This window comes from Leptolyngbya sp. PL-A3 (assembly GCF_039962325.1).
In the GTDB taxonomy this organism is placed as follows: Bacteria; Cyanobacteriota; Cyanobacteriia; order Elainellales; family Elainellaceae; genus Vacuolonema.
Genome location: NZ_JAMPLB010000007.1, coordinates 14008 through 40577 on the forward strand (window position 1 = coordinate 14008; position 26570 = coordinate 40577).

Annotated in this window: 29 protein-coding genes; 18 read left to right on the forward strand and 11 right to left on the reverse strand. The window is 50.2% G+C overall.

Features of this window, described 5'->3' with window-relative positions; all coding sequences use genetic code 11:
- Nucleotides 1–158 precede the first annotated feature (158 nt).
- The 9 genes from NDI52_RS07615 (at nucleotide 159) to NDI52_RS07655 (ending at nucleotide 5597) form a co-directional block, all read left to right on the forward strand.
- Nucleotides 159–1115: a ribonuclease Z gene (locus NDI52_RS07615; protein WP_190774791.1), complete on the forward strand. Its 957-nt coding sequence runs from the start codon at nucleotides 159–161 to the stop codon at nucleotides 1113–1115.
- A 150-nt stretch (nucleotides 1116–1265) separates the two neighbouring features.
- A complete protein-coding gene (locus tag NDI52_RS07620; RefSeq protein ID WP_190774790.1) occupies nucleotides 1266–1850 on the forward strand; it encodes a biotin transporter BioY in 585 nt (194 codons plus the stop codon).
- Nucleotides 1851–2225: 375 nt separating this feature from the next.
- Nucleotides 2226–2702: a signal peptidase II gene (lspA, locus tag NDI52_RS07625; RefSeq protein ID WP_190774807.1), complete on the forward strand. Its 477-nt coding sequence runs from the start codon at nucleotides 2226–2228 to the stop codon at nucleotides 2700–2702.
- 382 nt (nucleotides 2703–3084) lie between these two features.
- The gene (locus NDI52_RS07630) at nucleotides 3085–3420 is read left to right on the forward strand and encodes a rubredoxin (RefSeq protein ID WP_190774806.1); all 336 of its coding nucleotides are present in this window, start codon (nucleotides 3085–3087) and stop codon (nucleotides 3418–3420) included.
- A 44-nt stretch (nucleotides 3421–3464) separates the two neighbouring features.
- Nucleotides 3465–4481, forward strand: a complete 1017-nt coding sequence (locus tag NDI52_RS07635; RefSeq protein WP_190774789.1) for a photosynthesis system II assembly factor Ycf48 — start codon at nucleotides 3465–3467, stop codon at nucleotides 4479–4481.
- A gap of 330 nt (nucleotides 4482–4811) precedes the next feature.
- On the forward strand, nucleotides 4812–5057 hold the full coding sequence (gene psbE, locus NDI52_RS07640) for a cytochrome b559 subunit alpha (protein WP_190774788.1): 246 nt from the start codon (nucleotides 4812–4814) through the stop codon (nucleotides 5055–5057).
- A gap of 15 nt (nucleotides 5058–5072) precedes the next feature.
- On the forward strand, nucleotides 5073–5207 hold the full coding sequence (psbF, locus tag NDI52_RS07645) for a cytochrome b559 subunit beta (protein WP_190774787.1): 135 nt from the start codon (nucleotides 5073–5075) through the stop codon (nucleotides 5205–5207).
- A 9-nt stretch (nucleotides 5208–5216) separates the two neighbouring features.
- The gene (locus NDI52_RS07650) at nucleotides 5217–5339 is read left to right on the forward strand and encodes a photosystem II reaction center protein L (RefSeq protein ID WP_190774786.1); all 123 of its coding nucleotides are present in this window, start codon (nucleotides 5217–5219) and stop codon (nucleotides 5337–5339) included.
- A gap of 138 nt (nucleotides 5340–5477) precedes the next feature.
- Nucleotides 5478–5597 carry a photosystem II reaction center protein J gene (locus NDI52_RS07655; RefSeq protein WP_190774785.1) on the forward strand — a complete coding sequence of 40 codons (120 nt, stop codon included), beginning with the start codon at nucleotides 5478–5480 and terminating at the stop codon, nucleotides 5595–5597.
- A gap of 244 nt (nucleotides 5598–5841) precedes the next feature.
- Here the strand turns inward: NDI52_RS07655 and NDI52_RS07660 are convergent, their stop codons facing one another.
- The 4 genes from NDI52_RS07660 to NDI52_RS07675 all read right to left on the reverse strand — a co-directional run bounded on the left by NDI52_RS07660 (nucleotide 5842) and on the right by NDI52_RS07675 (nucleotide 9203).
- Nucleotides 5842–6579 (reverse strand): hypothetical protein, encoded by a 738-nt coding sequence (locus NDI52_RS07660; RefSeq protein WP_190774784.1) that lies wholly within the window; start codon nucleotides 6577–6579, stop codon nucleotides 5842–5844.
- Nucleotides 6572–6799, reverse strand: a complete 228-nt coding sequence (locus tag NDI52_RS07665) for a DNA-directed RNA polymerase subunit omega (RefSeq protein ID WP_190774805.1) — start codon at nucleotides 6797–6799, stop codon at nucleotides 6572–6574. The genes NDI52_RS07660 and NDI52_RS07665 overlap by 8 nt, the downstream gene beginning before the upstream one ends.
- A 344-nt stretch (nucleotides 6800–7143) precedes the next feature.
- A complete protein-coding gene (locus NDI52_RS07670; RefSeq protein WP_190774804.1) occupies nucleotides 7144–7650 on the reverse strand; it encodes a pentapeptide repeat-containing protein in 507 nt (168 codons plus the stop codon).
- A gap of 152 nt (nucleotides 7651–7802) precedes the next feature.
- The gene (locus NDI52_RS07675; RefSeq protein WP_347280056.1) at nucleotides 7803–9203 is read right to left on the reverse strand and encodes an LCP family protein; all 1401 of its coding nucleotides are present in this window, start codon (nucleotides 9201–9203) and stop codon (nucleotides 7803–7805) included.
- Between the two features lie 474 nt (nucleotides 9204–9677).
- On the opposite strand from NDI52_RS07675, the gene NDI52_RS07680 reads away from it, so the two are divergent.
- Nucleotides 9678–10727 (forward strand): mannose-1-phosphate guanylyltransferase, encoded by a 1050-nt coding sequence (locus NDI52_RS07680; protein WP_190774783.1) that lies wholly within the window; start codon nucleotides 9678–9680, stop codon nucleotides 10725–10727.
- A gap of 662 nt (nucleotides 10728–11389) precedes the next feature.
- Here NDI52_RS07680 and NDI52_RS07685 read toward each other — a convergent pair.
- Complete coding sequence (locus NDI52_RS07685; RefSeq protein ID WP_190774782.1) at nucleotides 11390–12193, reverse strand: E3 ubiquitin ligase family protein; 804 nt, start codon at nucleotides 12191–12193, stop codon at nucleotides 11390–11392.
- 509 nt (nucleotides 12194–12702) lie between these two features.
- On the opposite strand from NDI52_RS07685, the gene fni reads away from it, so the two are divergent.
- The 3 genes from fni to NDI52_RS07700 all read left to right on the forward strand — a co-directional run bounded on the left by fni (nucleotide 12703) and on the right by NDI52_RS07700 (nucleotide 14968).
- Nucleotides 12703–13743 (forward strand): type 2 isopentenyl-diphosphate Delta-isomerase, encoded by a 1041-nt coding sequence (fni, locus tag NDI52_RS07690; RefSeq protein ID WP_190774802.1) that lies wholly within the window; start codon nucleotides 12703–12705, stop codon nucleotides 13741–13743.
- A gap of 179 nt (nucleotides 13744–13922) precedes the next feature.
- Nucleotides 13923–14645, forward strand: coding sequence for a pyridoxine 5'-phosphate synthase (locus tag NDI52_RS07695; protein WP_190774781.1), 723 nt, complete (start codon nucleotides 13923–13925; stop codon nucleotides 14643–14645).
- Complete coding sequence (locus NDI52_RS07700) at nucleotides 14642–14968, forward strand: MgPME-cyclase complex family protein (protein WP_190774780.1); 327 nt, start codon at nucleotides 14642–14644, stop codon at nucleotides 14966–14968. Before NDI52_RS07695 ends, NDI52_RS07700 begins: the two co-directional genes overlap by 4 nt.
- A 334-nt stretch (nucleotides 14969–15302) precedes the next feature.
- Here the strand turns inward: NDI52_RS07700 and NDI52_RS07705 are convergent, their stop codons facing one another.
- Complete coding sequence (locus tag NDI52_RS07705) at nucleotides 15303–15692, reverse strand: hypothetical protein (RefSeq protein ID WP_190774779.1); 390 nt, start codon at nucleotides 15690–15692, stop codon at nucleotides 15303–15305.
- Between the two features lie 201 nt (nucleotides 15693–15893).
- Between NDI52_RS07705 and queA the strand changes: the two genes are divergently transcribed.
- Nucleotides 15894–17015: a tRNA preQ1(34) S-adenosylmethionine ribosyltransferase-isomerase QueA gene (gene queA, locus NDI52_RS07710; RefSeq protein ID WP_190774778.1), complete on the forward strand. Its 1122-nt coding sequence runs from the start codon at nucleotides 15894–15896 to the stop codon at nucleotides 17013–17015.
- 281 nt (nucleotides 17016–17296) lie between these two features.
- Here queA and NDI52_RS07715 read toward each other — a convergent pair whose 3' ends face one another.
- A complete protein-coding gene (locus NDI52_RS07715; RefSeq protein ID WP_190774777.1) occupies nucleotides 17297–17680 on the reverse strand; it encodes a hypothetical protein in 384 nt (127 codons plus the stop codon).
- Nucleotides 17681–18129: 449 nt separating this feature from the next.
- Here NDI52_RS07715 and NDI52_RS07720 point away from each other — a divergent pair, with 449 nt between their 5' ends.
- Complete coding sequence (locus NDI52_RS07720) at nucleotides 18130–18951, forward strand: Cof-type HAD-IIB family hydrolase (protein ID WP_190774776.1); 822 nt, start codon at nucleotides 18130–18132, stop codon at nucleotides 18949–18951.
- 379 nt (nucleotides 18952–19330) lie between these two features.
- Here the strand turns inward: NDI52_RS07720 and NDI52_RS07725 are convergent, their stop codons facing one another.
- Nucleotides 19331–20257 (reverse strand): hypothetical protein, encoded by a 927-nt coding sequence (locus NDI52_RS07725; protein WP_190774775.1) that lies wholly within the window; start codon nucleotides 20255–20257, stop codon nucleotides 19331–19333.
- A gap of 490 nt (nucleotides 20258–20747) precedes the next feature.
- Here NDI52_RS07725 and NDI52_RS07730 point away from each other — a divergent pair, with 490 nt between their 5' ends.
- From NDI52_RS07730 to NDI52_RS07740, 3 genes are all read left to right on the forward strand, one after another.
- A complete protein-coding gene (locus tag NDI52_RS07730; protein ID WP_190774774.1) occupies nucleotides 20748–21449 on the forward strand; it encodes a Crp/Fnr family transcriptional regulator in 702 nt (233 codons plus the stop codon).
- A gap of 146 nt (nucleotides 21450–21595) precedes the next feature.
- On the forward strand, nucleotides 21596–22054 hold the full coding sequence (dtd, locus tag NDI52_RS07735) for a D-aminoacyl-tRNA deacylase (protein WP_190774773.1): 459 nt from the start codon (nucleotides 21596–21598) through the stop codon (nucleotides 22052–22054).
- 420 nt (nucleotides 22055–22474) lie between these two features.
- Nucleotides 22475–23200 (forward strand): HAD family hydrolase, encoded by a 726-nt coding sequence (locus tag NDI52_RS07740; RefSeq protein WP_199307899.1) that lies wholly within the window; start codon nucleotides 22475–22477, stop codon nucleotides 23198–23200.
- Between the two features lie 428 nt (nucleotides 23201–23628).
- Here NDI52_RS07740 and mreD read toward each other — a convergent pair whose 3' ends face one another.
- From mreD to NDI52_RS07755, 3 genes are all read right to left on the reverse strand, one after another.
- Nucleotides 23629–24204 (reverse strand): rod shape-determining protein MreD, encoded by a 576-nt coding sequence (gene mreD, locus NDI52_RS07745; RefSeq protein WP_190774771.1) that lies wholly within the window; start codon nucleotides 24202–24204, stop codon nucleotides 23629–23631.
- Nucleotides 24205–24219: 15 nt separating this feature from the next.
- Nucleotides 24220–24972 (reverse strand): rod shape-determining protein MreC, encoded by a 753-nt coding sequence (gene mreC, locus NDI52_RS07750; protein WP_190774770.1) that lies wholly within the window; start codon nucleotides 24970–24972, stop codon nucleotides 24220–24222.
- Between the two features lie 90 nt (nucleotides 24973–25062).
- Complete coding sequence (locus NDI52_RS07755; protein ID WP_190774769.1) at nucleotides 25063–26067, reverse strand: rod shape-determining protein; 1005 nt, start codon at nucleotides 26065–26067, stop codon at nucleotides 25063–25065.
- Between the last annotated feature and the right edge of the window lie 503 nt (nucleotides 26068–26570).

Below are 26570 nucleotides of genomic sequence, written 5' to 3' on the forward strand. Positions count from 1 at the left end.
GCACCCAGGTGATGACCAAAGCTCGAACTTACTATAACAGCCCCAGGAAACTTTGCTCCCCATTTATCAGGAAGGCAGCTTTTGTAATATGCAGTCAGGGGATGGGTGTGTCAGTATAAATTGGAAAGATTTCGCTGCCATTCGGAGTGAGTGACGCCTTGCAAATTACGTTTTTGGGAACCAGTTCAGGGGTGCCAACGCGATCGCGCAACGTATCCAGCATTGCCCTGCGTCTGCCCCAACGGGCCGAAGTCTGGTTATTCGATTGTGGCGAAGGAACCCAACACCAACTCCTCCGCAGCGATGTTCGTATCAGCCAGATTACCCGCATCTTTGTCACCCACATGCATGGGGACCATATTTATGGTTTGATGGGGCTCCTGGCGAGTTGTGGGTTGGCCGGTAATCCCAGCCGTATTGATATCTATGGCCCTCCTAAATTGGATGAGTATTTGAGAGCCTGTGGGCGTTACTCCCAAACTCACTTTTCCTACCCAGTTAAAGTGCATACGGTCAGTCCTGGCCTTTTGTTTGAGGATGAGAACTTTGTGGTGGAGTGTGCCCCGCTGACCCACCGGGTTCCGGCCTTTGGCTACCGGGTCACGGAAAAAGACCGCCCCGGACGGTTCAATGTAGAACGGGCTACTGAGTTGGGCATTCCTTCGGGACCAATTTACGGCAAATTGAAGCGGGGCGAAGTGGTCACGCTTCCCGATGGGCGTGTCATTAATGGAGCAGAGCTGTGTGGAGAGCCTCAGGCTGGGCGTAGCTTCGTCTACTGCACCGACACGGTATTTTGCGAAAATGCGGTAGAACTGGCCAAAGGTGCTGATGTCCTGGTGCATGAAGCCACCTTTGCTCATCAAGATGCTGAACTGGCCTATCAGCGGCTGCATTCTACCTCTACCATGGCTGCTCAGACCGCTTTGGCGGCTGGGGTCAAGCAACTTATCATGACTCACTTCAGCCCCCGTTATGCTCCGGGCAATGCCGTGGTGCTAGAAGATCTGCTGGCCGAGGCACGGGCCATCTTCCCTCAAACAGTCATGGCCTATGACTTCTATACCCATGAAATTCCACAGGCCCGCGCAGAAGAAATGGCGATCGCTCACTAAGCCCGTTTTCCGGGACTGCCATTTTTGTCTGCACTGAACTTGGGCAAACCGAACCGATCACGGGGAACGTATAATACTGGCTGACTCAAGCGTCCAATTGTGGGTGCGAAACCGAGCCAGCATCCATTTGTTGGGTTTCTATTACATGTCATGATTGCCCCCACTGATCTCCTGTGGGCGTTGATTGGTCTCATTTTGACCATCGGCGGCACGTTCCTTGAAGCATTTGTCACGAATCCGCCCTGGGCTTGGGCGCAGGATGGGCTTCATCCTCACTCCCTCGGAACTACTTACCAGATTGGGGCGGTGCTCTTGGTAGGATGCATGGGTGGCAGAAATGCGGCGGCCATTTCTCAGATGGCCTATTTGCTGTTGGGGCTGCTCTGGCTCAATATTTTTGGTCAGGGGGGCGGTCTAGATTATGTGCATGAGCCGGGTTTTGGCTATTTGCTTGGATTTATCCCGGGAGCCTGGGTTTGTGGAAATTTAGCGTTCCGGGTAGCAGTTCGATTAGAGTCTCTAGCTTTTTGTTGTTTGTGTGGTTTGTTGACGGTGCACGTCGTGGGATTGAGCTATTTGGCGATCGCCCACAGCGTTCAATGGCTGCAAGCCCCAGTTTCTCCGCTTCCCAAATTGATGATGACCTACTCGGTTTACCCCCTGCCCGGTCAACTCGTGATCCTTTGTGCCGTGACGGTCATCTCATTTGTCATGCGCCATATTTTGTTCTATTGAACCTACACCGAGCTGCAAAATGCGCTTTGCTAAAGCATTTTCAGCTTGCTTAGGCAAAGTAGTTGGATGAGTGGAGGGCGCGCCCTCCACGCTCCCACATTGCTAGGGCATGTTCTAAAGCTCGCTGAAAGAGTTGTTTTTTATGCGCTTTGCGCAAAAAACAACTCTTTCAGGCACTAGTGTCGGATTCGTTAGGGTATCAGGAGCGCGTGGGAGCAATGATCCTGATATCTCAACGAACCCGACACTAGCGCTATCGGCGAAGAAACTATGAGTTTCTTGAGAGCATATCTCATGGGAATGGGGGAGATTGATGGGAGAATGACCCTGGACTATCTATCAGCAGTTACCCTTCTAATCTTCCGCTACTCCTTTATGCGCTGGAAAAACTCCTTTTTCTGGGTTACTGCCGTGGCAGGACTGGTGATCGACCAGTTGACCAAATGGCTAGTGGTGCAGAACTTTGAACTCGATGAAAGCTGGCCCTTCTGGCGAGGGGTATTTCACCTGACTTACGTAACTAATCCTGGAGCTGCCTTTAGCCTCTTCAGCGAGAGTGGTGAGTGGTTGCGCTGGCTCTCTTTAGCGGTAAGTCTGGGGCTAGTCGCCTTAGCCGTGTTCGGTCCAACAATGCATCGATTGGAGCAGATAGGGTATGGCTGCATTCTGGCAGGGGCATTGGGTAATGGCCTCGATCGTTTTCTGGCAGGGGAAGTTGTAGACTTCTTCGATTTCCGTCTGATCAATTTCCCTATCTTTAACTTTGCCGACGTTTTCATAAACATCGGCATCTTCTGTCTGCTAGCCTCTGCCTTCTTGCCGGTCCCTCCTTCTAATCGAAAGAGCCGCTAAGAATCTCATACAAAATAAAACCCCGAATTTTTTGGGAGAGCTCGGTGGCGTCGAACCTTTCCCAAAAAATCGGGGTTTTATTAAATTCACGATCTCAAGCAGCCAGGTAAGAGAAGCATTTGCCTATGAATCCGAATTTTGCCCTCCTGACACGACAGCAATTCTCAGTATGGGCATCAAAGCCAAGAGTTCACGCCCTACGGGCGTGAACTCTTGGCTTTGATGCCCGAAAACCGCGTGGTAAAGGCGCGCGGTTTTCGGGCCTGATTTCAAAATGAGAATTGCTGCTGACGCAAAGGCAAAATTAGTCTAAAGCCCAGTTCATGGGATAATGAATAAAACAAATTGTTACGACTTCTCATCTAACGGAAAACTCCAGGCCATGAGTACAGAAGCCGTTGACTCCAAAACCCTTGACCGGTATGAATGTACCGCCTGTGGCTACGTTTATGAACCTGCTAAGGGAGACAGCCTCAGCAAGGTTGCCGTTGGCGTTCCCTTTGAAGAACTGGCCGATACTTGGCGTTGCCCCGTATGTGGTGCTCGCAAAAACCGCTTTAGCAATGTGGGGCCAGCCGGTAACCCTTCGGGTTTTAAGGAAAACTTGAACTACGGGTTTGGTTTTAATGCCATGACACCCGGTCGAAAAAACCTGGTCATTTTTGGCGCGTTGGCTGTGGCATTCCTCCTTTTCTTAAGCCTTTATGGCCTGCGTTAATGTTATTTTTCTCGTCCCTGGCGTCTAGCTCTCATCGACAGCCCATGCGTGGAACTTTTCGAAACTTAATTCAGGTCGTCGTTCTGGCGATCGCCGTCTTCTTCACCAGTGGTTGCGCTCGGGGCTTTCTCCCCTCGACGGATTACAACCCCTGGCAAGCGGTTTCCCTGCCAACTCAAGAAACACTCTCAGATGTTTCCTTTACAGGTGATCATCGCCATGGCTGGCTCGTGGGTAAAAACTCTACCCTCCTGGAAACGAAGGATGGCGGGGCTACCTGGAGCCAGCGACAGTTACAACTCGGAGATGACCAGACCTACACCTTCCGCTCTGTAAGTTTTAAGGGAAATGAAGGCTGGATTGTTGGCCAGCCCAGTATTTTGCTCCACACCACCGATGGCGGTAAATCCTGGTCACGCATTCCGCTTAGCGAGCAGTTGCCAGGTTTACCCAATACGATCATTGCTCTGGGTTCCAAGTCTGCTGAGATGACAACAGATGTAGGTGCCATCTATCAAACAAAAGATGGTGGGCGTACCTGGAAAGCAATGGTGCAGGAAGCGGTTGGAGTCCTGCGAAATATTTCCCGCTCAAACGATGGGCGGTATATTGCGGTGTCTGCCCGAGGGAATTTTTATTCCACCTGGGAACCCGGTCAGGATGCGTGGGAGCAGCATAATCGCACCAGCTCTCGACGTCTGCAAAACATGGGTTACGCACCGAATGGGCGTCTCTGGCTACTGGCGCGAGGCGGGACTGTTCAGTTCTCTTCTCCCGACAATTTAGAGGAATGGCAGGATCAAATCGCTCCGGAATTCTCTACCAGTTGGGGATTATTGGATCTAGCCTATCGCACTCCTGATGAAGTCTGGATTACGGGGGGAAGTGGGAATCTTCTGGTTAGCCGGGATGGTGGCCAGACCTGGGAAAAAGATCGAGCCGTTGAGGATACTCCGTCTAATCTTTACCGGGTCGTTTTCCTGAGTCAAGACCAGGGCTTTATTCTGGGGCAGGGAGGAACAATGCTGCGATATGTACCTGAGGGTACGGAAGCCGCTTAATCCAAAACAGTGTTCAATTTTAAGAGACCCAAAAACTGTGTTTTTTAGCGCAGTTTTTTGGGTCTTGCGGAGTTGTTTCTAAAAAGAAACTGCTCACACTTCTCTTTGTTAAGGCTGCTCTCAATTGAGGGCAAAAAAAGTCTTTGGAGAGGGGTTTGAAAAACTAGTTTTTCAGTGCTAAATATACGGAAAATCAACCCTTTAAGGGACTTTTCAAATACCCTCTAGGGAAAGGGGTTATAAATCGTCGAATTGACTTGTTTGTGATTCCCCAACTCCCGTATCATAAAGACTAATGATTGGTATATATTCCGCACTGGAGGCATCTGGATGGCCGGTACTACTGGGGAAAGACCCTTTTCAGACATTATTACCAGCATTCGTTACTGGGTAATTCATAGCATTACGATCCCTGCTCTGTTTATTGCTGGGTGGTTGTTCGTCAGCACGGGCTTGGCCTATGACGTCTTTGGCACCCCTCGCCCTAACGAGTACTATACTCAAGAGCGTCAGGAAGTGCCGATTGTGATGGATCGGTCTGCCGCTAAACAGCAAATTGAAGACTTTTTGAAATAGTGAACTAGCAGACTTATGACAAGCAATAGCCCAAATCAGCCTGTTTCTTATCCCATTTTTACGGTTCGTTGGCTGGCCGTTCACACCCTGGCCGTTCCCAGCATTTTCTTCCTGGGAGCGATCGCCGCTATGCAATTTATTCAGCGTTAGGAGTCCGCGATGCCAGAACGTCTTCCAAACCCTAACAAACAGCCTGTCGAACTTAATCGAACATCGCTGTACCTGGGGCTGTTGTTAGTTTTTGTACTGGGGATTCTATTCTCTAGCTACTTCTTTAACTAAACCCTTTGTTGATGCTTAATCACTGATTTAGCATCCCGCCCATGCAGGTTATTCAGCCCATTACAAACACTGTAATTTGCTGAATTTTTATTTCAGGCTGCTTGCTGTGTTAACCAAGTTTTAGGAGATTCATACACTATGCTATCCAGTGGCAGAATCCCCCTGTGGGTTGTGGCAACGATCGCGGGCCTCGGGGTCATCGGCATCGTTGGTTTGTTTTTCTACGGTGCTTACGCGGGCTTGGGTTCTTCGATGTAGTCTTTCCAGAGCCGCTATAGGTCAACAAAATGAGGACACTAATAGTGCCCTCATTTTTTTGCAGTATAGAAGTATAAGGGGGATGGGTGCGAGGTGTGAAATGCCCCACACCCCATCCCTGAAGAGTAAGTACCCAGGGTATCCGCTTTCCGATAGTAAGGAGCTCAAGGCTTGTACGGAAAAGGAGAAGGCCAGGCATTGCCCGGCCTTCTCCTTTTTAAGGTATCTAGCGATCGCTACAGCATCACGGCAGGAGCAGTTGTGCGTCTCCTGGCTGTGGTTCTCGGGGCGTTGCGGTAGGAACTCCTGAGTTTGGGCGACTGGGAGAAGCAGGTGATGTGTTCACTCCTGTGGGCTCTTGAGCAGAACCCGACGATGATGCCCGAGCTGCTAACGGATTGAGCAGCGTCACAATTGTATCTACCAGTTGCTCCCGTTGTTCGCGGCTCAAATTGCGAACGGCTGCAATATCGCCCTGCATAGGGTCATCTCGGAAGTTACGGGAGTTGGGGTAGGTGTCAGGGTGCATGGTCTCATTGGCACCCAGGTAATCTGCCAGCGTCAGTTTCCAATCGAGTCGGAAGTAAGGCTGACGCTGCTGAACGCCCGTGTGATAGAACATTAACCGAGTGAGCAATGTACTTTCGGGAACGGTATTCCCGTCATTGTTCACGTATTGATTTTCCAATGGCAGAAATGGAAGCCGTTCGTAGAGAACCCGAGCAGTATCGGCAATATTAACCGCAGGAAGCTGAGCCGACACAGGAGCTGTAGCAAACCAGGGCTCTATAGTGGCAAGATAACTTGGGCTGGAAACGGGACGTGAAAATGCCCATGGAAAACTAACCAGGATGCTGGTGGTCAGAGCGATCGCCAGCCAACGATAGCGTCGTAGGGAGCTACGACGAGTCAGAGAAATAGACTTTGGTTGAAATAGCTGAGGCAAGCGTACCTTCATCGCAATACCCCGGACGTTACTCACCAATAATTTCGGGTTGTGTCAATTCATCAGACATCTCAATGATGGCTCGAATGACCGGCTTCATCTTGGGGTCGTCGTAGCTATCAAATTCCTCGTAGCGGCGACGCTGGGCGCGGTTTGCTACCTGTACCGTGATCCGGTAACGGTTAGAGGCGGCATTGATCAAATCTTCGGCCCGGCGCATCAAGTGACCGGCATCGAGGGTGGAGCGCTTCAGCATAGAAGTGTGTCGCATACTTAAAAGGCTTCTCCAGTTTATAGCAATAAACTCACGAACGTCTGCCTGAGCCAGTTGATTGCCCGCGTGCGAAGCGCACAGACAATCAACTAATACTAAAAACTCACGAAAATTTACCTACAGGGCTTTTCAAGCGCTTAAAATCTGGTTGTTTTTGTGAGAGCCGCACTCCGCGCGGCTCTCACAAAAACAACCTTGGCTGATTCAAGCGCAAAGCTCTGTAAGAGTATGCTGCCATTTTTTGAAGTCCTTGACTTTGCGTGTGCAGCGCGCACGCAAAGTCAAGGACTTCAAAAAATGGCGAAGGTACTGACTGAACGTACAGTTTAAGGGCAGCCTAAACTATCTCGGGTTGCGACGTGGGTGGTTGGATTCAGGCCTTCAGCGCGATCGCACAACTTTCGCTGCTCATACCGATCCAAAATGGCATCGGTGAAATCAGCCCCGGTAATGACCACATCTTCAAAGCTGGTGCGGGTCATAGTGGCCTCTTGCAGAACTGCATTTGTCAAATCAGCCCCTAACAAAAACACCCGATCGACCAACGCACCAGTCAGGTTGGCGCCTGACATATCTGCTCTGAGCATCACAGCTTTGGTCAAAATGGCATTGGTTAGATTGGCGTTGTGCAGATTAATACCTCGCATCTCCGCTGCAACAAACGCCTTTCCCGATAGGTCGGCTCCTGAAAAATCATAGTTTTCCAGATTGGCGTTGTTGTAATTAACGGTGTCAATGGCGGCCTCAACGGGTGCCGCACCAAGCAAAACCCATAAGCATGCCATTAGGAGAATGAGCAAAACTGCTAAGCTGCGCTTTAACCAACGACCCATCGGAGAATTTGCCTGTTGCATGCCTGCGTTCCACAAACCCTACTAAACTATTGATCTTTAAAGTGCCGGGTGCCTTTCAGCTGTCTGACACTTTAAAGATTAACAGTTCAGATTTTTTTGAGGGATTCTCCATGCCTCAAAAAAATCTGATGTTACTCTACCTCCTGGCTGTGCAACTCTAGCCAGTCTTCACCGACACGAAGTGTCAGATCAGAATCGAGATCGCCCGTCGACGCTGGAATGACCTGCCCCAATTGCAGCGTAGTTTGTAGCTGCCGAGCACTGTCCAGATCGCCATTTTGGCTAATGACTTCCGTTTGAGGAAGCACTTCCGACCAATCGTGGACAACATAGACGTTGCGGAAACCTTGGTCTCGAAGATAACGGGCAACCTTATTACCCACTTCCGGGGAACCTGTTGCATTTTGGACAGCAATTCTGAGGCGATTGATATCAGTTGCTTCATAGGCTTCCCCGCCGTCAGAGGCAACCCCAAAGAACTGCTGCATGAGCCGCGCCTTCCCTTCAGGGTTCAAAATCCAATAGCTTGCAACGGATTCATCAGGACGGCTAAAGCGCCCAGGCAACAGCACCATCTGAAAGTTATCTCGCTCTAGCTGTAAGCCAAAGTTCGCCAGGGCTAACATCTCTTCCATTGACATGTTGGTGTCAATGTGGCTCTTTAGTAATTCAATAATTTGAGGGATCTTAGGGATAATTGTGGGATTTGCAACACGTTCGCGCAGGGCACGAATTAACTGCTGTTGTCGCTGTACGCGGCCAATATCACCCGTCGCATCTTTACGGAAGCGTGCAAATTGCTCAGCCTGATCACCGTTCAGCACTTGCAAGCCCGGCTCCAGATCGATGTGAAGTTTTTGAGTGTTATCGGTGTACTTCATTCGGGTGGGAACGTAAACCTCAACTCCGCCCAGCAGATCGACGAGTTCCTTAAATGCAGACGTATCTACTCGTACGTAGCGGTCAATCGTAACCCCTTCAAAATTTTCTGTGACGGTGGTAGCGGCTAGCTCTGCTCCGCCCTCCATATTGGCATGGTTGATTTTTGTGATGCCCACCCCCGGAATGCGCACTTGTGTATCACGGGGAATGGAAAGGACATTCACCTTATTGCCATCGGGGTCGACGTGAACCAGCAGCATGGTGTCACTGCGCCCAGAAAAAACCTCTGGAGAATCAGGAGGTGCTGTCAGAACCCGGTCGATACCCATCACTAAAATATTGACAGGACGGGTAACTCGGTAGCCAACTGCCCCACGCACTAACTCTTTAATGGACTGGTTGGGTGGTTCTGCTGTGGCATGAGGAGTGGGGGCAAACCACATGAGCAGCGCTGCAAGAGCTGTCGATGAGGCTGCTGTAAAGAGGAGCGCGATCGCCCAACCAATCTTTTGCGCAGTACCCACTTTGCGTTGAGTTGGCACAATTTTTGAGGAGCCGGCCAACTTTAGAGGGTCAGACGGAATCTCAGGGATTTTAGCGGTTATAGATTTATCGGACTCAAGTCCAGGGTTTTGTTTTGACCGTACCACTCCGTCTCACACCTCATTATTGCGTCTCGTGTAAATCAAATAATGATTTAACAACAGTCTATACAAATGTAAACATTAGCGCCTTGTATCTGAAGAACGAATTTCCTTAATGCGCTCATCAAACCCGGATTAACTTACCAGAATATTGCTTAACAATTGGTAGAAAGGGTGACGATTTTGAGAATGGCTAAAATGTTCCAATCTTTCCGATAACTTATTCTGAAACCTTCCAAAATAAGGGTTTATACGCAATAGCCTAAAGAGTGCCGCAGGCAACGATAAAATTACGGAAATAGCCAATCTCAATGATTTAATCCTCTAAGCAAGGCATTTGACTTCGATCTACACCTTCTGGACTCGTATTCCGTCAAATTTCGTAAAAATTTTGATAAAACCCGAGGGAAACCCCGGGTCTCCAGGCGAAACCCAGGTAGGATGTGAGGCGAACCGAATGGCAGTAGGGAAAAGGTATCCATGATTCCGATTATTCTCGCAGGCGGTAAAGGAGAACGGTTTTGGCCTTTGAGCCGGAAGCACCGCCCCAAACAGTTTTTGAGCCTTGATGGAAGTGGAACCAGCCTGATTCAGGCTACCGCAGAGCGGTTACTTCCCCTTGCTGGAGATTGGGAGCACCTCTGGGTTATTACCGCATCTCACCTCGCAGAAGGGGTACGGGAGCAATTACCCAAATTGCCAGAGGCTAACCTGTTGGTGGAAGTAGAGGGGCGAGATACCGCTCCTGCTGTAGCCTGGGCGGCTCTGGAAGCGTCTCAGCGTTATGGAGAAGATGCGGTTGTTGGTTTCTTCCCTGCTGATCATTGGATTGGAGATCAGAGTCTTTTTGAGCAAACCCTTCGAGCTGCCTCGGCTCTGGCTCAGGAGCAGGGAGCGATCGCCACCCTCGGCATTCAACCCACCTTCCCTTCCACTGGGTACGGCTACATTGAACAGGGCGACTCGATTGGTCACTACCTGGAGCTTCCGGCTTATCGCGTTCAGCGCTTTACCGAAAAGCCCGAGGTAGAAACGGCCAAAGAGTTTCTTGCAAGTGGTCGTTTCAGTTGGAATAGTGGCATGTTTATCTTCCAGGCAGGTGTAGCTCTGGAAGAGCTAAAAATCCATGCTCCCTACGTGTTGGAACCCTTGCTCAAGGAAGGCCCATCAATTTATCCAAAAATTCCCAAGCAGAGCATTGACTATGCCCTAATGGAAAAAACAGCTCGTGCTTGTGTGCTACCTGCCACATTCCCGTGGGATGATCTGGGTGATTGGAACGCTATTGAGCGATTACTCAAGAGCGATAGCCCCAATGTAGAACTGGCCCGCCATGTGGGGCTCGATACTCAGGGAGCGTTACTTTACTCCAGCGATAATGATGATCTAATTGTGACCATCGGTTTAGAAGATGTGGTTATCGTGCGAGATAACAAAGTAACCCTTGTGGTTCGTAAAGACCGCACCCAAGATATCAAAAAAGTTATTAAGACTCTGCAAGACGACCCTACCCTGGCAGACTTGCTGTAACTAATATGCTGTGCATGAAGTGCATAGCATATTAGTACAGAATAGTTAGTACATGAATAGCCTTCGCGTTAGTTAGGACATCGAGAGTCAGTAGGAGTATTGCTCCCATTCTCTCCTGATGTCCTAACTAACCTGAGTTCGGGTTAAGGGTGTTTTCGAGTGCCGCGCGCTGCGCGGCACTCGAAAACACTCATTTTGGCGTGCGCAAAGCGCACGCCAAAATGAGCACTTCAGCTTATCCCGAACTGAGGTTAACTAACGCGACACTCGCAATAAAAAGTGGGAGCGAGCCCCCCTCGCTCCCACAACTGCCTTTATCAGGCCAATCAGGAGTCAACTTCCATATCTATAGAGTAGGTGTCGACCCTTATAGCGAACCTCGCCTAGTCAGGGTACCCAAACGGGTGATTTGACTTTTGACTGGGGGAATCGTTCTTCTCTAGCGTCATGAAGCGTTGGTAGAAAGCGCTGTTTGGGTTAGGGGTATTTTTGAGGATGCATCAGTTCCTCCAGTTTGTTTGAATTGCTTTAGGAAACCAGCAATCCTCATTGTGAGCTTTAAGTGTGGGACTTTGCCCCCTTAGAGTGCGGAGTCCCACACTTAAAGCCTTGAAGCCCACCCTGGCGGGCTTCAGGGCCTCATTCCAAAATGGAAATTGCTGCTAGAAAACAGCGTTGACCAATCCAACCAGGGTCAGTACGCTCCCCAAACCAACGCAGCCAATCATAATGCGGCGCAGGAGAATCGCTTGGTCCTGTGCCGCTTTGGTGATGTCCTCAGCGGTTCTGAGGGCAACAATGAAGTGCTTATCCCGCTCTGTTGGTTTCTTCAAGACCAGGCTATTACCCTGATCCACGATGCTGGCGACGATAGTTGCCTGACGATGCAACGGCAGAATCACTTCATGATAGTGATATCCCAGGGTACGGCGGCCCATACTGGGTGTTCCCGTTGCGAGCGTGAAGCCACCAAACGAGATGAGACCCCCAGGTTGTTCGGCTCGAAACTCGTCAACAACAGTAATCGTTTCAACGTCAGCCGATTCTAAATCGACTTCAATGGTTCCGGTGCGATCGCGCAACACAAACGGTACCGATTGCTCATTCGTAGACATGGTTTCCGAACTCCGCTGCGTTTCTTCGCGGGTTTTGCCCTCGCTATCTTTGACCGTGACGCGCTCCTCGTACTCTCGGCGTACCGTCATGCGGTAGTGGGCGCAGGGCTGCTCACTGAGGGGAGCGGTGAGAGGGCGATCGCACACAATCTCTCCCGCAACTTTCACATACTCCCGCCAACTGCCGCCACCAATTTCCTGGGCAATTTCTTTCGCCATGGTTTCCAACTCCGCTACGGTAGCGGCCCGCGCCATTCGCACACAGTTCGCGCGGTTGTGCTGGTTCCGTTGGATAAAGAACAGCACTCCAGCCACAACGAATACCACAACACCTGCAACTACAAAACCCATAACCATTACCGCTCAGCGATTCAGCCTTAGCGTACCCACCTCTTTCCCAGCACCAACGGCCCTTCACAGGATGCAATGATCAGAATTTGCCCGTCGTGTGGGACTTTGCTTACAAAGCGGATAAAGTTTCACACGACGGGCCAGCAATGCTCATTTTGGAATCCAGCCCGAAAACCGCTCGCCTGAGGCGAGCGGTTTTTGGGCTTCAAAGCCGAGAGTTCGTGCCCGTAGGGCACGAACTCTCGGCTTTGAAGCTCATAATGAAAATTACTGGCGACGGGCAAATTCTGATGCAGAAATCTCCTCAGTGTGCAGTGTCAGGGCTGCACCTCAGAAGTGTGTCGCAATGTTGCCGCAATTAGTTTGGGTATCTATGCCGTGGGAGACTGACAAAGCATAATCGTATAAACCCTTGATGTAAGCCACTTATAGCTGTGTCTGACACCGTGAAGTTAAACGTTGAGGCGCTCCCTCCCCTGATTTCCCCGGAGGGGTTTGCCAATTTGCCCGTGGACTCGGAAGCCGTTACTGAAACCCAAAGCCGCAAAGCCGATCACATTCGTGTCTGCCTGGAAGACAATGTGCAGTTTCGGCAAACGACCAGTGGCTTAGAAAACTACCGCTTTCGCCATTGCGCTCTACCCGAACTGGATTGGCATGAGCTCAATATCTCCACCTCCTTTCTGGGCAAGTCACTCAAGGCTCCCCTCCTGATCTCGTCTATGACTGGGGGTACGGAGCAAGCGCGCCTGATCAACCAACGTCTGGCCGCGATCGCCCAACAGTACCGCATTGCAATGGGTGTCGGTTCCCAACGGGTTGCCCTGGAAAATCCTGAAGTCCGTCCGACCTTTGCGGTGCGGGCTATTGCCCCCGACATCCCCCTCTTTGCCAATTTAGGAGCCGTTCAACTGAACTACGGCTGCACTATCGAGTCATGCCAGCGGATCGTGGACTGGTTAGAAGCGGATGCTCTGATTCTGCACCTGAACCCCCTGCAGGAGGCGGTACAAACCGGGGGCGATCGCAACTTCCGGGGGCTATTGAGCCAAATTAAAACCCTTTGTAAGCAGCTTCCTGTTCCCGTTATTGCGAAGGAAGTGGGCAATGGTATATCGGGCTCTTTGGCTGAGAAATTGTTGGATGCCGGGATCAGCGCGATTGATGTCGCTGGAGCTGGAGGCACCTCCTGGGCAAAAGTTGAAGGGGAGCGCGCGAAAGATCCGCTTCAGCGCCGCCTGGGAAATACCTTTGGTGATTGGGGGCTACCAACTGCCGAATGCTTAACGGAAATTCGAACGGTTGCCCCCCATGTGCCGCTCATTGCTTCGGGTGGGTTGCGAGATGGTTTAGATGTGGCGAAGGCGATCGCCCTCGGAGCAACTCTGGGAGGCCTGGCCCTTCCCTTCTTGCAAGCCGCTGCGACCTCGGAAACTGCCCTCCATGAACTGATGGAAGCTCTCATTGCAGAATTGAAAACAACGCTGTTGTGTACAGGTAGTGGAACTCTGGCAGACTTGCAGCAACCTGGGGTTCTCCAGCGCATCTAGAGCTTGTCCTTCAAGACCCATGGAGAGAGTAGACGCGCTGTGCCTACTCTCTTGTGTCCTGATAGGAGTCGCGATCGCGATAAATCGCCACCCGAGTTTAAACCCAGCTTTTTCAAGCGGATCCATTGCTTCCACTGCAATGGCATCATAGAGAATGTCTTTAAAGGGGAGAGACCACTTTGCCTACTCTGGGTGTCAATATCGACCATGTGGCAACCATTCGTCAGGCCCGCCGTACGGTGGAACCTGACCCAGTGGCCGCCGCAGTTCTGGCAGAACTGGCCGGGGCCGATGGCATCACCGTTCACCTGCGGGAGGATCGCCGTCACATCCAGGAACGGGATGTGCGCATTCTGCGACAGACTGTACGCACCCACCTGAACCTGGAGATGGCTGCAACCGAGGAAATGGTGGCGATCGCCCTCGACATTCGCCCTGACTATGTCACCTTGGTGCCAGAACGGCGCGAGGAAGTGACCACTGAGGGCGGCTTAGATGTGGCTGGGCAGAAAGCTCGTATTGGCTTTGTCGTGGAGCAATTACAGGGAGCGGGGATTCCCGTAAGCCTGTTCATTGATCCCGAAGAGGTTCAAATTCAGGCCTCCGCTGCCGTTGGAGCCCAATTTGTGGAACTCCATACGGGAACCTACGCCGAAGCCCAGAACGAAGTGAGCCATGCTCATGAACTGGCCGTGTTGAGCCGGGGTTGCCAGCGGGCGATCGCCAACGGTCTACGGGTGAATGCAGGTCATGGGCTGACCTATTGGAATGTCGCCCCGGTCGCGGCTCTAGAGGGGATGGAAGAACTAAATATCGGTCATTCCATCATTAGTCGAGCGGTGCTGGTGGGGCTGGAGAGGGCTGTACGTGAAATGAAACAAGCGATTCAAGGAGCTGTATGACAACCTACTATTACCTTCTCGCAAGCGAGAAATTTCTTCTAGAGGAAGAACCTCTCGATGAGGTACTTAAGGAACGCCATCGTGATTATCAAGAAAAGGGAAAAGCCATTGACTTTTGGCTCGTGCGCCAACCAGCCTTCCTAGAAACTCCTGAGTTTGCGGCAGCTAAGGCCAAATGCCCTCAGCCCAGTGTGGCCATTGTTTCAACGAATTCTCAGTTCATCACCTGGCTACGGTTACGGCTGGAATATGTACTAACCGGGGAGTTTGAAGCCCCCAGTTCTACGATTCCTGATCCATTAGCATCCCTGGCAGCGGTGTAATTGTGTTTGCGATAGCCATTTAGGCAACGGCAAAAGGAGAGGGTGGGCGCTTAATGCCCACCCTCTCCTTTTGCTGTGGCTTGACGCGGTCTGTTTAGGACAGTGTGTTTTTGAAAAACACGCTATCTGGTTCTCAACGCGTAGCGCTATCTAGAAAATACGCTGAGGTGTTGTGCTTCCCCTGCGATCGCCGTTAATTGACAAGCAACACCGCTTATCCAATGGATAAGCGGTGTTGCTGTGGAATTCTTGAGTTGCTATTTTCTGAGAAGAAACAAATGTGGTGTGGTTTCTCCGTAACGTAGGCCTGAAGAATGGAGGGAGAAATGGCGGCTTAGGTTAATGTTTCAGGACAATATCCTAACCCTGTTACGAACTGCTTACGAAATTCTTCAATTTCCTGGCGGTTGGGTTTGCCGTGGGATACGACAGCTACCTGATAACGCCGCATGACTTCAATCGGGGATTGTCCCATCTCCAAACCCCAAAACGTCATCCGAACGCGATTTTCTGGCTCATAGGCATTGCCCAGCTCATTCAAGAAGGCTCGGAAATCACCCTCCTGCTCAGGATCCAGTAATTCTTCGAGTTTTATTTTGATGACCCAACCGTTAATCTGGTGGATTACAGTCAAAAACCGGGTCTGTAGCCAGAAGGCCTGGTGGAGGTACTCTACCACTCGCAGGGTCAAACTGGCGTTAGTGAGGTAATAGACGAATTCCATACTTCCCGATCGCTCCCAGGCCAATACTGTGCTCTACTTTTCTATTTTCTTAATAATCAAGGCAATTATGGTGAGGGGAAACACGTCACTTGTTATAGGGGATTTCACCCAATCTGCGAGAATGTTCTCCATCAAGTAAAAAATATTTTTACTTGATGGATTTCCCTTAATCTGGCTTTAAGTCTCTGTGTGTGTGTTCTGATGTTTGCTCAACCCCCTGATGATGACGACTTGAAACTGGCGGCATATCAATATCACCTGCCTCCAGAGCGCATTGCGCAAAACCCTGCTGTCCCCCGGGATAGCTCTCGGCTGCTCGTAGTTACTTCCAAAACTGAATATCAGCATCATATTTTCCGTGAACTGCCGCACCTGCTACGGCCTGGTGACCTGTTAGTGATGAACGATACCCGTGTGCTTCCAGCCCGGCTCTACGGCCGGAAAGTGGGCGGCGGGAAAGTTGAACTGTTGTTGCTCGAAGAAAAAGAGCGAAATTGCTGGCTGTGCCTGGTCCGGCCAGGACGGCGGTTAAAGCCCGGTGCCCGCATTCACTTTTTTGGCGATCGCACTCCCGTCGACGAAGAGCACGATAAGCCCCCCAAACTAGAGGCCACGGTATTAGCGGTTGACCCCGCTACATCGGGGCGAATTATCCAGTTTGAGCCACCAGCGGGGCAATCCTTGCTCTCGGTGCTGGATGAGATAGGGGTTGTCCCCCTTCCCCCCTACATCACGGGTAGCGAGGCTGCCCCTGACCAGTACCAGACGGTGTACGCAAATGAGCCAGGTTCGGCAGCCGCTCCTACTGCCGGACTACACTTTACCCCCGAGCTCCTGGAAAACTTGAAATCTCAGGGCATTGAACAGACCTTCATTACCTTGCATGTGGGAGTCGGAACGTTTCGGCCGGTCGAGGTCGACGATATTACGACCCACCGGATGCATGGTGAGTGGTTGGAGATCTCGCCCGAGGTGGTCGAAAAAATTCAGGAGACGAAAGCCCGAGGTGGGCGGGTCATTGCCGTGGGCACTACCGTAATCCGATCGCTAGAAGGGGCGGCTCAGGATGGTGGCCTTAAGCCCTTTCAGGGAAAGACTGAGTTGTATATTTACCCTGGCTATCAGTGGCAGGTCGTCGACGGTTTAATTACCAATTTCCACTTGCCCCAATCCAGCTTGATGATGCTCGTCAGTGCTTTTGTGGGGCGCAAGCGGTTGCTTAACTTATACGAGGAGGCGATCGCTCAGGAATACCGTTTTTACTCCTTTGGAGATGCCATGCTGCTTTTGCCTGAAGGCCGTTACGATTCCTCTGACACCTAAGGTAACTGCGCTTTGAGGGGGCGATCGGTTGTAGCCCCCTTCAAAAACTTAGTTAGGGCATGAGTTCGAGTTAAGGGCGTTTTCGAGTGCTGAGCAACGCGCGGCACTCGAAAACACTCATTTTAGCGTGCGCTTTGCGCATGCCAAAATGAGCACGTCAGCCTATCCTGAATTGGGGACAACTAACGCAATAAAGGCCATAGATTGCGTAAGGCTGTAGAACAAAACTGTCTAGGCCAAGGGTTTTAGCTCTGGCTTAACTTTTTGATGGGTTTTGACACCTAACTCTTCAGATCGATTCCCAAATAGGTTTTGCTGAGAAATTGGGTCAGTCGCCGCAGTGCTGAAGAATTGACCGATTGAGCTGAGGCGCTGCCTACTAACTGGGCAAAAGCCTCATCAGATAGTTCGCCAGAATGATGTCGCTGAAACGCACTAACGACGATTACTAATTCATCGACAGAGAACTGATAGCCCTTTTTAGCTGCAAATTCAGTCACAGTAGGAGCACGATCCCCAAGGAGGGCTTCGGTTTCAGCCGTATCTAATTCAGCTTCGCTGCTAATATTGCCATCGCCAACTCCAAGCAATGCTTCTAGCTCATGTTGCAGGGTAATATCTGCCGCCGTCTTGTGCATGAATTCAAGCACCTGCGTCGTACTCATGTCGGTCCCTCTGTTTGAAGTCGGCAAAATCCTAACAAGGGTTGCTTGAAAACCCTGTTAATAAAAGCTGAAATTTCCGTTCCTTATGGGTTCGCTTAAGGGCAGGCAGTCTACTTCAGGAGACCCATCGTTCGTATGACAGCGCTTTGTACCTGAATCAGCCGCGCTTGCTTTTGTGAGAACCGCGCGGAGTGCGGCTCTCACAAAAGCAACTAGATTTTAAGCGTTTGAAAGCGCTGTAGTGCTGACAGATAGTGTTCTAGACGTATGGATGGGGTGTGGTGAATGGGGCGCGAAGTATTTCCCTCACCACACCCCATCCATACGTTTGAAACATGACCAGGCTGACGTAGGCTTCTCAAAACGGGCTACAGTCATGAATGGAAAATTGAAACGTGGATGACCTAACAATTCAATTCTTCTCATTCAACTTTTTAGTTCCCAAAATAATGAAAGATATTCGGCTATTGGTCATGGATCTGGATGGCACCGTGGTCGGGCATTCCAATCAAATTGAGGCGAAAGTTTTACAAGCTATCCAGGCCGCTCAAGAGCGGGGTATACAAGTCGCGATCGCCACTGGGCGTATGTATCAATCTGCGCTTCGCTTTCATCAGGCGATCGCTTCTACCCTACCCTTGATGGCTTACCAGGGAGCCTGGATTCAAGACCCACAGACAAACGAAGTCCATCGCCACTGGACGCTTTCCCGTGAGTATGCCCATGAGCTGTTGGATTTTTTTGAGCAGCCAGAATTGCGCGATCGCCTCTCTATCCACTTCTATATCAACGACCAGCTTTACGTGCGCGAAATGTTAGAGGAAACGGAGCGCTACGTTGAGCGATCGTCTGTTGCAGCTCATGCAGTTGGCGATCTGCGCCAGCTTCTCACTGTTGATCCCACCAAAGTTCTTGTGCAAAGCTCGGATGTCGATCTGATTGATCAACTCTGGCAACTGCTCAAAAAACGCTATGCCCCAACAGATATCTACCTCACCAAGTCTGTAGATATCTTTTTGGAGGCCACGAACCCCCAAGTTAATAAGGGAACGGCGGTACGATACATCGCGGAGGAATTGCTGGGATTAGAGGCGGATCAAGTCATGACCATCGGTGATAACCTGAATGACCTGGAAATGCTGGAATATGCCGGGATTGGCGTCGCCATGGGAGATGCCCCCGAAGCTGTTAAAAGAATGGCGCAGTGGGTTGCACCCAGTGTAGAAGCGAGCGGTGCCGCCGTTGCTATTGAAAAATTCCTATTAACCTAATCTGTTTCAATAGTAGACCTCCTGCATGAATCGGTTTTGAGGGTGTGAATCGTTGCGTGGCGAAGCCACACAACGATTCACGCACGAGGTCTACTGAAGATGGGCCTAATGCTTTACGTTCCGTCTAAGCAGAACGTAAAGCATTAGGCCCATCTTCATATTGAAAAAATATTAAAGGAGCTGTTCTTTCGCCTTCTAGAGGAAGTAACCTCTTTAAATGTCAGAAAGAGCACCGACGACTGACCGTGTTTCGTCTCGGTGCTCTCGCTGGTTCGCTCCTCACACATCCGCCACTCTATCAGACGATGATTGGATTTGTCAGCTCTTATTTGAAAAAGTCATCAGAACCTGACAATAGTACACATTAGTCATGCAGGTTTCAGAGTTCACAAAGAGGCTCTATTCCCTGGATCTCCAAACTCTGCGCGAGACAGTGACGACTGAAAAGAATGAGCCCTAAACGGGCCTGAGCCAACTGAGGGGCGTGGGCTTTGATCTCGCCCAAAATGCGACAAGCTGCGTCAAATGCAAAAAAACGTTCGCTGAAATGTATTTGACTTGGGGAAAATGTGCGATCGCCCAAAACTTCAACCCCAGAGACAAGTAAGTACCGCTCACTGGGGTGAACCAGTCTCAGTTGGCCCTCTTCCTGAAGCCAGGAAAGGGGATTAGGCCAATCTATCCTCTGAGGCAAACTCTTCTCGTCTGCTGGGTAGATCTTTATAAGCCCTTCCCGCTCCCCTAGACGAAGTAATGAACAGCATCGGGCATGAGCGGCTTGCAGCGGAAATATACCCTCCAGCGACCGTCGATTGGAGGTTGCACTGTCTTCTCTACGGAAGACGGAGGGCGTAAGTTCTAGGTCTGGTAACGCAATAACTTGCTGTAACCAGCTTGCTAGAGCCCGATCGCTCACCTCAATTTGAATCAAGTGATGAGCATAGACAGTCACGCGACAATTTACCCAAATTTCAGCTCGCAGCTTGTACCCGGGATCGCTTCTTACAAGTGGTTTAGAGCCATGTGTAAGAAGGTCTACCAGCTTCTGAGCGATAGTAGCGCTAGGTATAGAGAGTAGAGGACTGAGTTGAGGGGCGATCGCCCATTGATAAATGATGGCTTCTGTTCGGCGTACACGCCTGATCGCATTAGATGCCACCAGATCAGCCATAACTTTCTCCCAAGCGCTAGCACTACTGGAAGGGAATAAGTCGCACCACTCCTGAGGCAATAGCTTCAAGGTCTCTTCCAGAATGGTGTGTACCTGCTGGTTTAGGAGAGTTTGTAATCGAATCGTGGAGTGCAAGGGGCGCTAGTACTCAATAACTTAAAGTTTGTCCATGTCAAAAAATTTTCCAGGCAAACGTAAAACATTGCCATTGCCCAATCTTGAAGTGTTGAGCATCCGCATCCGAAATTAAAAAAACTTTAAAGAGTGTTTACTCTTCATAAAGTCTTAATAAAACATTGAATTCAATCTGTGAAATTTACGTAAATTGGCGTCAATGCTGCCACAAATATCGTCAGGAATCATCCTGAGCCTGAGTTCGATTCTGTGAAAACACAGAGAAGCCTAGTATTCAACTATTAATTTTTGATGAACTGAACAGGACATATGTGTCGCAATTTATCTGGACTCCGTAATTTTCCTTACTATAGTTAAGATTAAAGGCGAATATACTGTGGTCAGTTTGGGTAAGTGTGGCTCCTTGCATATTCGGCTTCAGCTGACGAGTGTTGTTTTCAAAGTGCAGTCGCCATCGCGCACTTCTACTGATACCGACGAGTGAGTATCTATGTATCCCATCACATCCCCATCAGACTCCTCCAGACCCTTCTTGACCTGGCAACGGATCACCGATTGGGCTCAGGAGCATTATCGTTGTCGGTCTTTTACGAAAGACGAAAAAATCCCTGCTCGTCCTGGCTTGCTTTATCTAGTTGAACGGGGATCGATTCGCTTGGTGGGTGAAGCTCAGGTGAGTGCATCCAGCAGTAATTCACGCATTTCTCGTCCTTTAGAGGCTGAGGAGGCATTTTTAGGTTTTGTTGGGGCTGGGCAACCCTTTGAGATTGTGGTGCAATCGCCCTTTACCCTGCAAGCCTTCGCCCATGTTGATCAAACTTCAGTCATCTGGCTGTACTGGCACGACCTAGACCATTGGCCTCATTTTCGTCGCGAAGTGTTAGACGCCTTCCGTCATCAACACCAGCGCAAACTGCTCTGGCTTAGCACCCTAGGGCAGCGGCGGACGATTGATCGGTTGCTAGGGTTTATTACTCTGCTCATTGAAGAGTTTGGTGAGCCCTTTGACGATGGCTATTATCTTCCCTGGACTTTGACTCATGCTCAGATTGGTAGCGCGATCGGCTCCACCCGTGTTACTGTTACCCGCCTGATGGGCAAACTCCGTCAACGCGGGCTGATCTGCTCCTATGCAGATAACTTGATTGCCCTACCTTCGGATAACCCTGTCTTACAGAAGCGGCAGGCATAGGTCATCAACGAATAGCCTTATAGGGCAAAAAGAAGGTGAAAGCTTTGCTTCCACCTTCTTTTTTTGCCTGCTGCGGATTTAGTTTGATTAGAATTTAAAGTCTTTGCCGTGTGAGTTAACCTCAATTCTAAGAAGGAAATAGGACAGTGCGAGTAGTTATTCAACGGGTACGGTCATCACAAGTTGTAGTTGATGGAGAAGTCGTAGGACAGATTGGACGGGGACTAAACTTACTGGTTGGGATCGCAGAAGGGGATGCTGAGGAACAGTTGCAGTGGATGGCACGAAAGTGTCTGGATTTGCGGATATTCTCAGGAAAGGAGGGCGATCGCTTCGATTGTTCGGTTCAGGAGATTGGCGGAGAATTGCTCGTTATCAGCCAATTCACACTCTATGGCGATTGTCGCAAGGGAAGGCGGCCTTCCTTCGACCAGGCTGCTCCTCCTAGCACCGCAGAAGCACTGTACAACACCTTTGTGTTAATTCTGCGGCAGAGTGGTCTACGGGTGGAGACAGGACGATTTGGTGCAATGATGCAGGTTTCTATTGAAAATGATGGGCCTGTAACATTGCTTCTGGAACGCGAGGCGATCTTCTCATCGTAGGACTTAGCGTTGCTTACGCTACCAAGGTAGTGTTCTAGATGTGTGGATGAGATGTGGTGAAAGGGGTACGAAGTACCCCTTTCACCACATCTCATCCACACATTTGAAACAGGACCCGCTATCAGGCTCAACACGACGAGAAGGTTGGTATTGAAAAATGCTATGGCTTGCGTGTGAGAGGACGAAATTAGTGATGGAGCCAATCCTTGTGGGCCTAGGTGCTTAGGTAAAACCTGATACATAAGATTAACTTATTAGTCAAAGCAGTTAGTTTTTTTGCACCTTATGAAATTGTGATATTGTGAAGAAGTATTTAAATTTAATTCGATTCAGCGTACTCGGATGGGGAACGTAGTTGCTATTAGCCAAAGATTAATATCCATGGTTCCCGGTGCCAAGAGAACATCCACTTGCGCTCCGATGACTGTGTTCTGTGATTTTGATGGGCCAATTCTTGATGTATCTGAGCGATACTATCAGACCTATCTGTTGGCCTTGGCAGATGTTCAAGCTGACTGTCATGCTCAAGGTACCGCTCTCCCTATCCATCAATTGGATAAACAACAGTTCTGGCACATGAAACAAAATCGAGTGCCTGATCTCGAAATTGCAATGCGATCGGGTTTGCCAGCTGAGTATTTCGATGCATTTTTACAGCGGGTAACTCATATCGTTAATCAGCCTGCATTACTCCATCGAGATACTCTACAGCCTGGTGTTCGTTGGGCTCTGTCTTTACTGCACGCTCAGGGAGCGCAGCTTTTTCTAGTGACCCTGCGATGCCAACAGCAGGCTGAGCAAATTTTGCAAAGTTATGGTTTAGCTCGGCTCTTTACTGATATTCGCGGAACCCATGACAAGGATGCGGCCTATCACAATCAGGCTGAGCAGAAAAATGCTCTGCTTATGCAAGTGATGGCTGACTATGGCATTTCACCCAATGCTCATGCCTGGATGATTGGGGACACTGAGGCTGATGTACTGGCAGGCCAAGCCAACCACATTCGCACGATCGCTGTTACATCAGGCATTCGCAGCCAAACCTATCTAAATCGCTTCCAGCCAACCCGTATTCACCATGATCTGCTTTCAGCCGCTCACTACCTGGTTTACCAGACGGAAGCGTTTCCCGTGTTAGTTGGCTAAAAAATTCTCATGTATCAAAGAGAGTGTGGATAAGCCCTCACTCTCTTTGATATTGCGGAGCCATTTTGCTAATTCTTTTCAAGATAGCAACGGGCAAGCGCGGTAAGTACAGTAACGGTGGTGTGAGGCACGAGGTGCTACACCACCGTACTTAATCAATGTGCATAGCACTATAGGAATAGGATTTACGTACGCTCACCCTAGTTAAAGCATTAATGTTGTGCGGTGTACTTTGCACACCACACAACATTAATGCCAGCAATTCTCAGTATGGGCATCAAAGCCAAGAGTTCACGCCCTACGGGCGTGAACTCTTGGCTTTGATGCCCGAAAACCGCGCGCCAAAGGCGTGCGGTTTTCGGGCCTGATTTCAATAGGACAAAGGCTGAGGGGCATGCCTCACCGCCTTTAGCCTTTGCTCACGACGGTTAACCCATCTGGGCCTGTTCAATGGTCTCTATCATCTGCCACCAACGTTTCAAAGGGTAGTAGATGACCGGAGCCCACAGGCTGCTTAAAATGGCCGAACAGAGGGCAATTTGCTGATGAAACAGCCAGATTTCACCAATGGTTGGATAGGTTTCAGATACTCCCCGGATGCTGCCCAGACTGAACTGTAGAGCAACGACTGTTTCTGCGACTACAGCCATGCCAAATACAATGAGGGCAATGGAAATGAAGTCTTCCTGAATATAACGCTGCTTACGAATACGGGCTGTTAAAACAGCGACGATCGCCAGACTAACCGCATGGCTCGGATGAGGCGTTGTCATTCCGTCTTGAATCAGACCAAGAATTAGGCCTGCCAGCGCGCCTTCCCAAGCCGTGCGATTAACGCTCCAAACGACGACCCAAATTAACATCCAGTTTGGGCCAACGCCTAGCAGCTCCATGCCTGGGAACCGGGTTGGCATGATCAGCAAACAGACCAATATAGAGAAGATGGTAACAGCCCAATTGAACGATCGCCGCTGCAAAGGGGACCAGCGATAGGGGTCAAACACAGGCAGACACCTCCGCTACCAATCCTGAGATTTAGAATTTGACGTCACAATCACCCAGTCCAGATAACCAATGGGAGCTGAAAGCTCAATGACTGCTTCTGGAGCTGGGCTCTTACGCAAATCTACAGACTCTACCTGCCCAACGGGTAACCCCGCAGGCATTAAGTGACTGATAGGAGACGTTGCGACCACATCTCCCGGACGAACATCGGGCACTTTCTCAAAGAACTGCATAACCGCACGGTTGCCCGCCTGACCTCGCATAACGCCCACTACACGGGAACGGCTAATGGTTACTCCAACCTGACTTGTTGGATCTGTTACTAACAATACCCGGCTGGTATTGGGTGTCACCTGGGTTATCCGACCAACCAGGCCCCCCGTTCCAGATACCACGTCTCCAACCTTAATGCCATCATTGCTTCCACGTCCTAGAACGACTTGCTGCCACCAGTGATCCGCGCTACGGCCAATGACGGGGGCAACAATCCCCTTGGATTGGCCATCTCGATAATTAATGAGTTGGCGCAGGCTCTGGTTTTGGCTTTCCAGTTCCACAACTCGGCTTTGAAGCTCTCGAATAGTGGCATTTTCTAGAACGAGCTGTTGCGTATCTTCTTGGGGTTGAAAGGGGAGGGTCAGCAAGCGGTAAAGTTCATACACCGCTCCACCCTGAGACTGTTTCAGCCCCCAGGCAAAGGATAGCGCCAAGCCAATCAGAATTAACCGAAGCCCTTGACGACTCCACCAGCGGCGTAACGTTAACATTCCGGCATGTGCACTCTAGGGTTTGCAGATTCGAAATAAGCAGGAAGCCTGTTGGCATTAAGTTGTGTGATACCAACAGGTTTCATCAACTTACATATTGCGAGAGTGACCGCTGAATACCCGCTCCAATTGCTTGAAGTTCTCAAGAACACGACCTGTACCCAGAACTACACAGCTAAGAGGATCAGCCGCAACATGAGTCACTATTCCTGTTTCATGGCTGATGAGAGTATCTAGACCTTTGAGCAATGCACCACCCCCGGCCAGCATAATTCCGCGATCGATAATATCAGCTGCCAGTTCGGGAGGTGTACGCTCCAGGGTTCGCTTCACGGCCTCAATGATGACTGTCAATGGCTCAGCCATGGCTTCGCGAATTTCGGCGCTCTTGACAGTAATCGTGCGGGGTAACCCAGACAAAAGGTGAAGACCGCGTACCTCTAATGCAATCTCGTCTTCGTCCGTGGGGTAGGCGGAACCAATGCTAATTTTGATTTCCTCGGCCGTGCGTTCCCCAATCACCAGGTTGTGGACCTTCTTCATGTACTGAGAGATGGCTTCACTCAGTTCATCACCAGCCACTCGCACGGACTCGCTCAACACAGTACCTTGCAAACTGAGGACGGCAACTTCAGTCGTACCGCCACCAATATCAATGATCATGTTGCCTGTTGGCTCGGCAACAGGCAACCCCGCCCCAATGGCTGCCGCTACAGGTTCATCAATCAGATAAACATCACGGGCTCCTGCTTGAGAAGCCGCTTCCATAACAGCCCGACGCTCAACCCCGGTTACTCCGCTGGGAATCCCGATCACGATACGGGGTGAAACGAGGGTACGCCCTTCATGAACCCGGCGAATGAAGTGCTTCAGCATCAATTCGGCGGTATCAAAGTCGGCAATTACACCATCGCGCAAGGGGCGAAGCGCAACCACGTCACCAGGGGTACGGCCTAACATTTTCTTTGCGTCTTCACCAACAGCCAGAGGCAATTTTTTGTTTTGGTCAATGGCGACGACGGAGGGCTCTTGTAACACGATGCCCCGGCCCGAAACATAAACCAGCGTGTTAGCAGTACCGAGGTCGATACCCATGTCACGCGAAAGTGAAAAGCGATTGAAGAGTCCCACGAGTTTACCTAGCTCCTAATTGTCGTCAAATGCCTGCTCTTCAGTTTCGAGCGACCCGGCGTAAACCTTAACTGCACCACTCTACAACGTCAAGGCCCTAAAGAAGGGCAGTCGAGGTGGATTTTATTACGTTTCTTGTCAAGAGTTTACAGCACCCGATTGTCCTTTGAATGATGAATAATTGAGAAAAGTGGAAGGAACAGGGCGATCGCTCGCCCACCGGGTAATACAGCCCGTACTGAAAACTTGTCAAACCGCCGAAGTATAAATTGCTTCTCGGCTCTTCTGAATTAGTACAAATAGACTAGTATTAAAAAGAGGTAGCCTTCTAAATTTGTTGAAAGCTCTACTACGATGCCTGTGGGCAGGGCTTTGTACTATGATTCCCACAGACTTTGTACAAATCCGTAAATTTCCGCCATAATAACTGACTTTGTTGCCAGGTTTTCACCACTATTGTGCTTTTG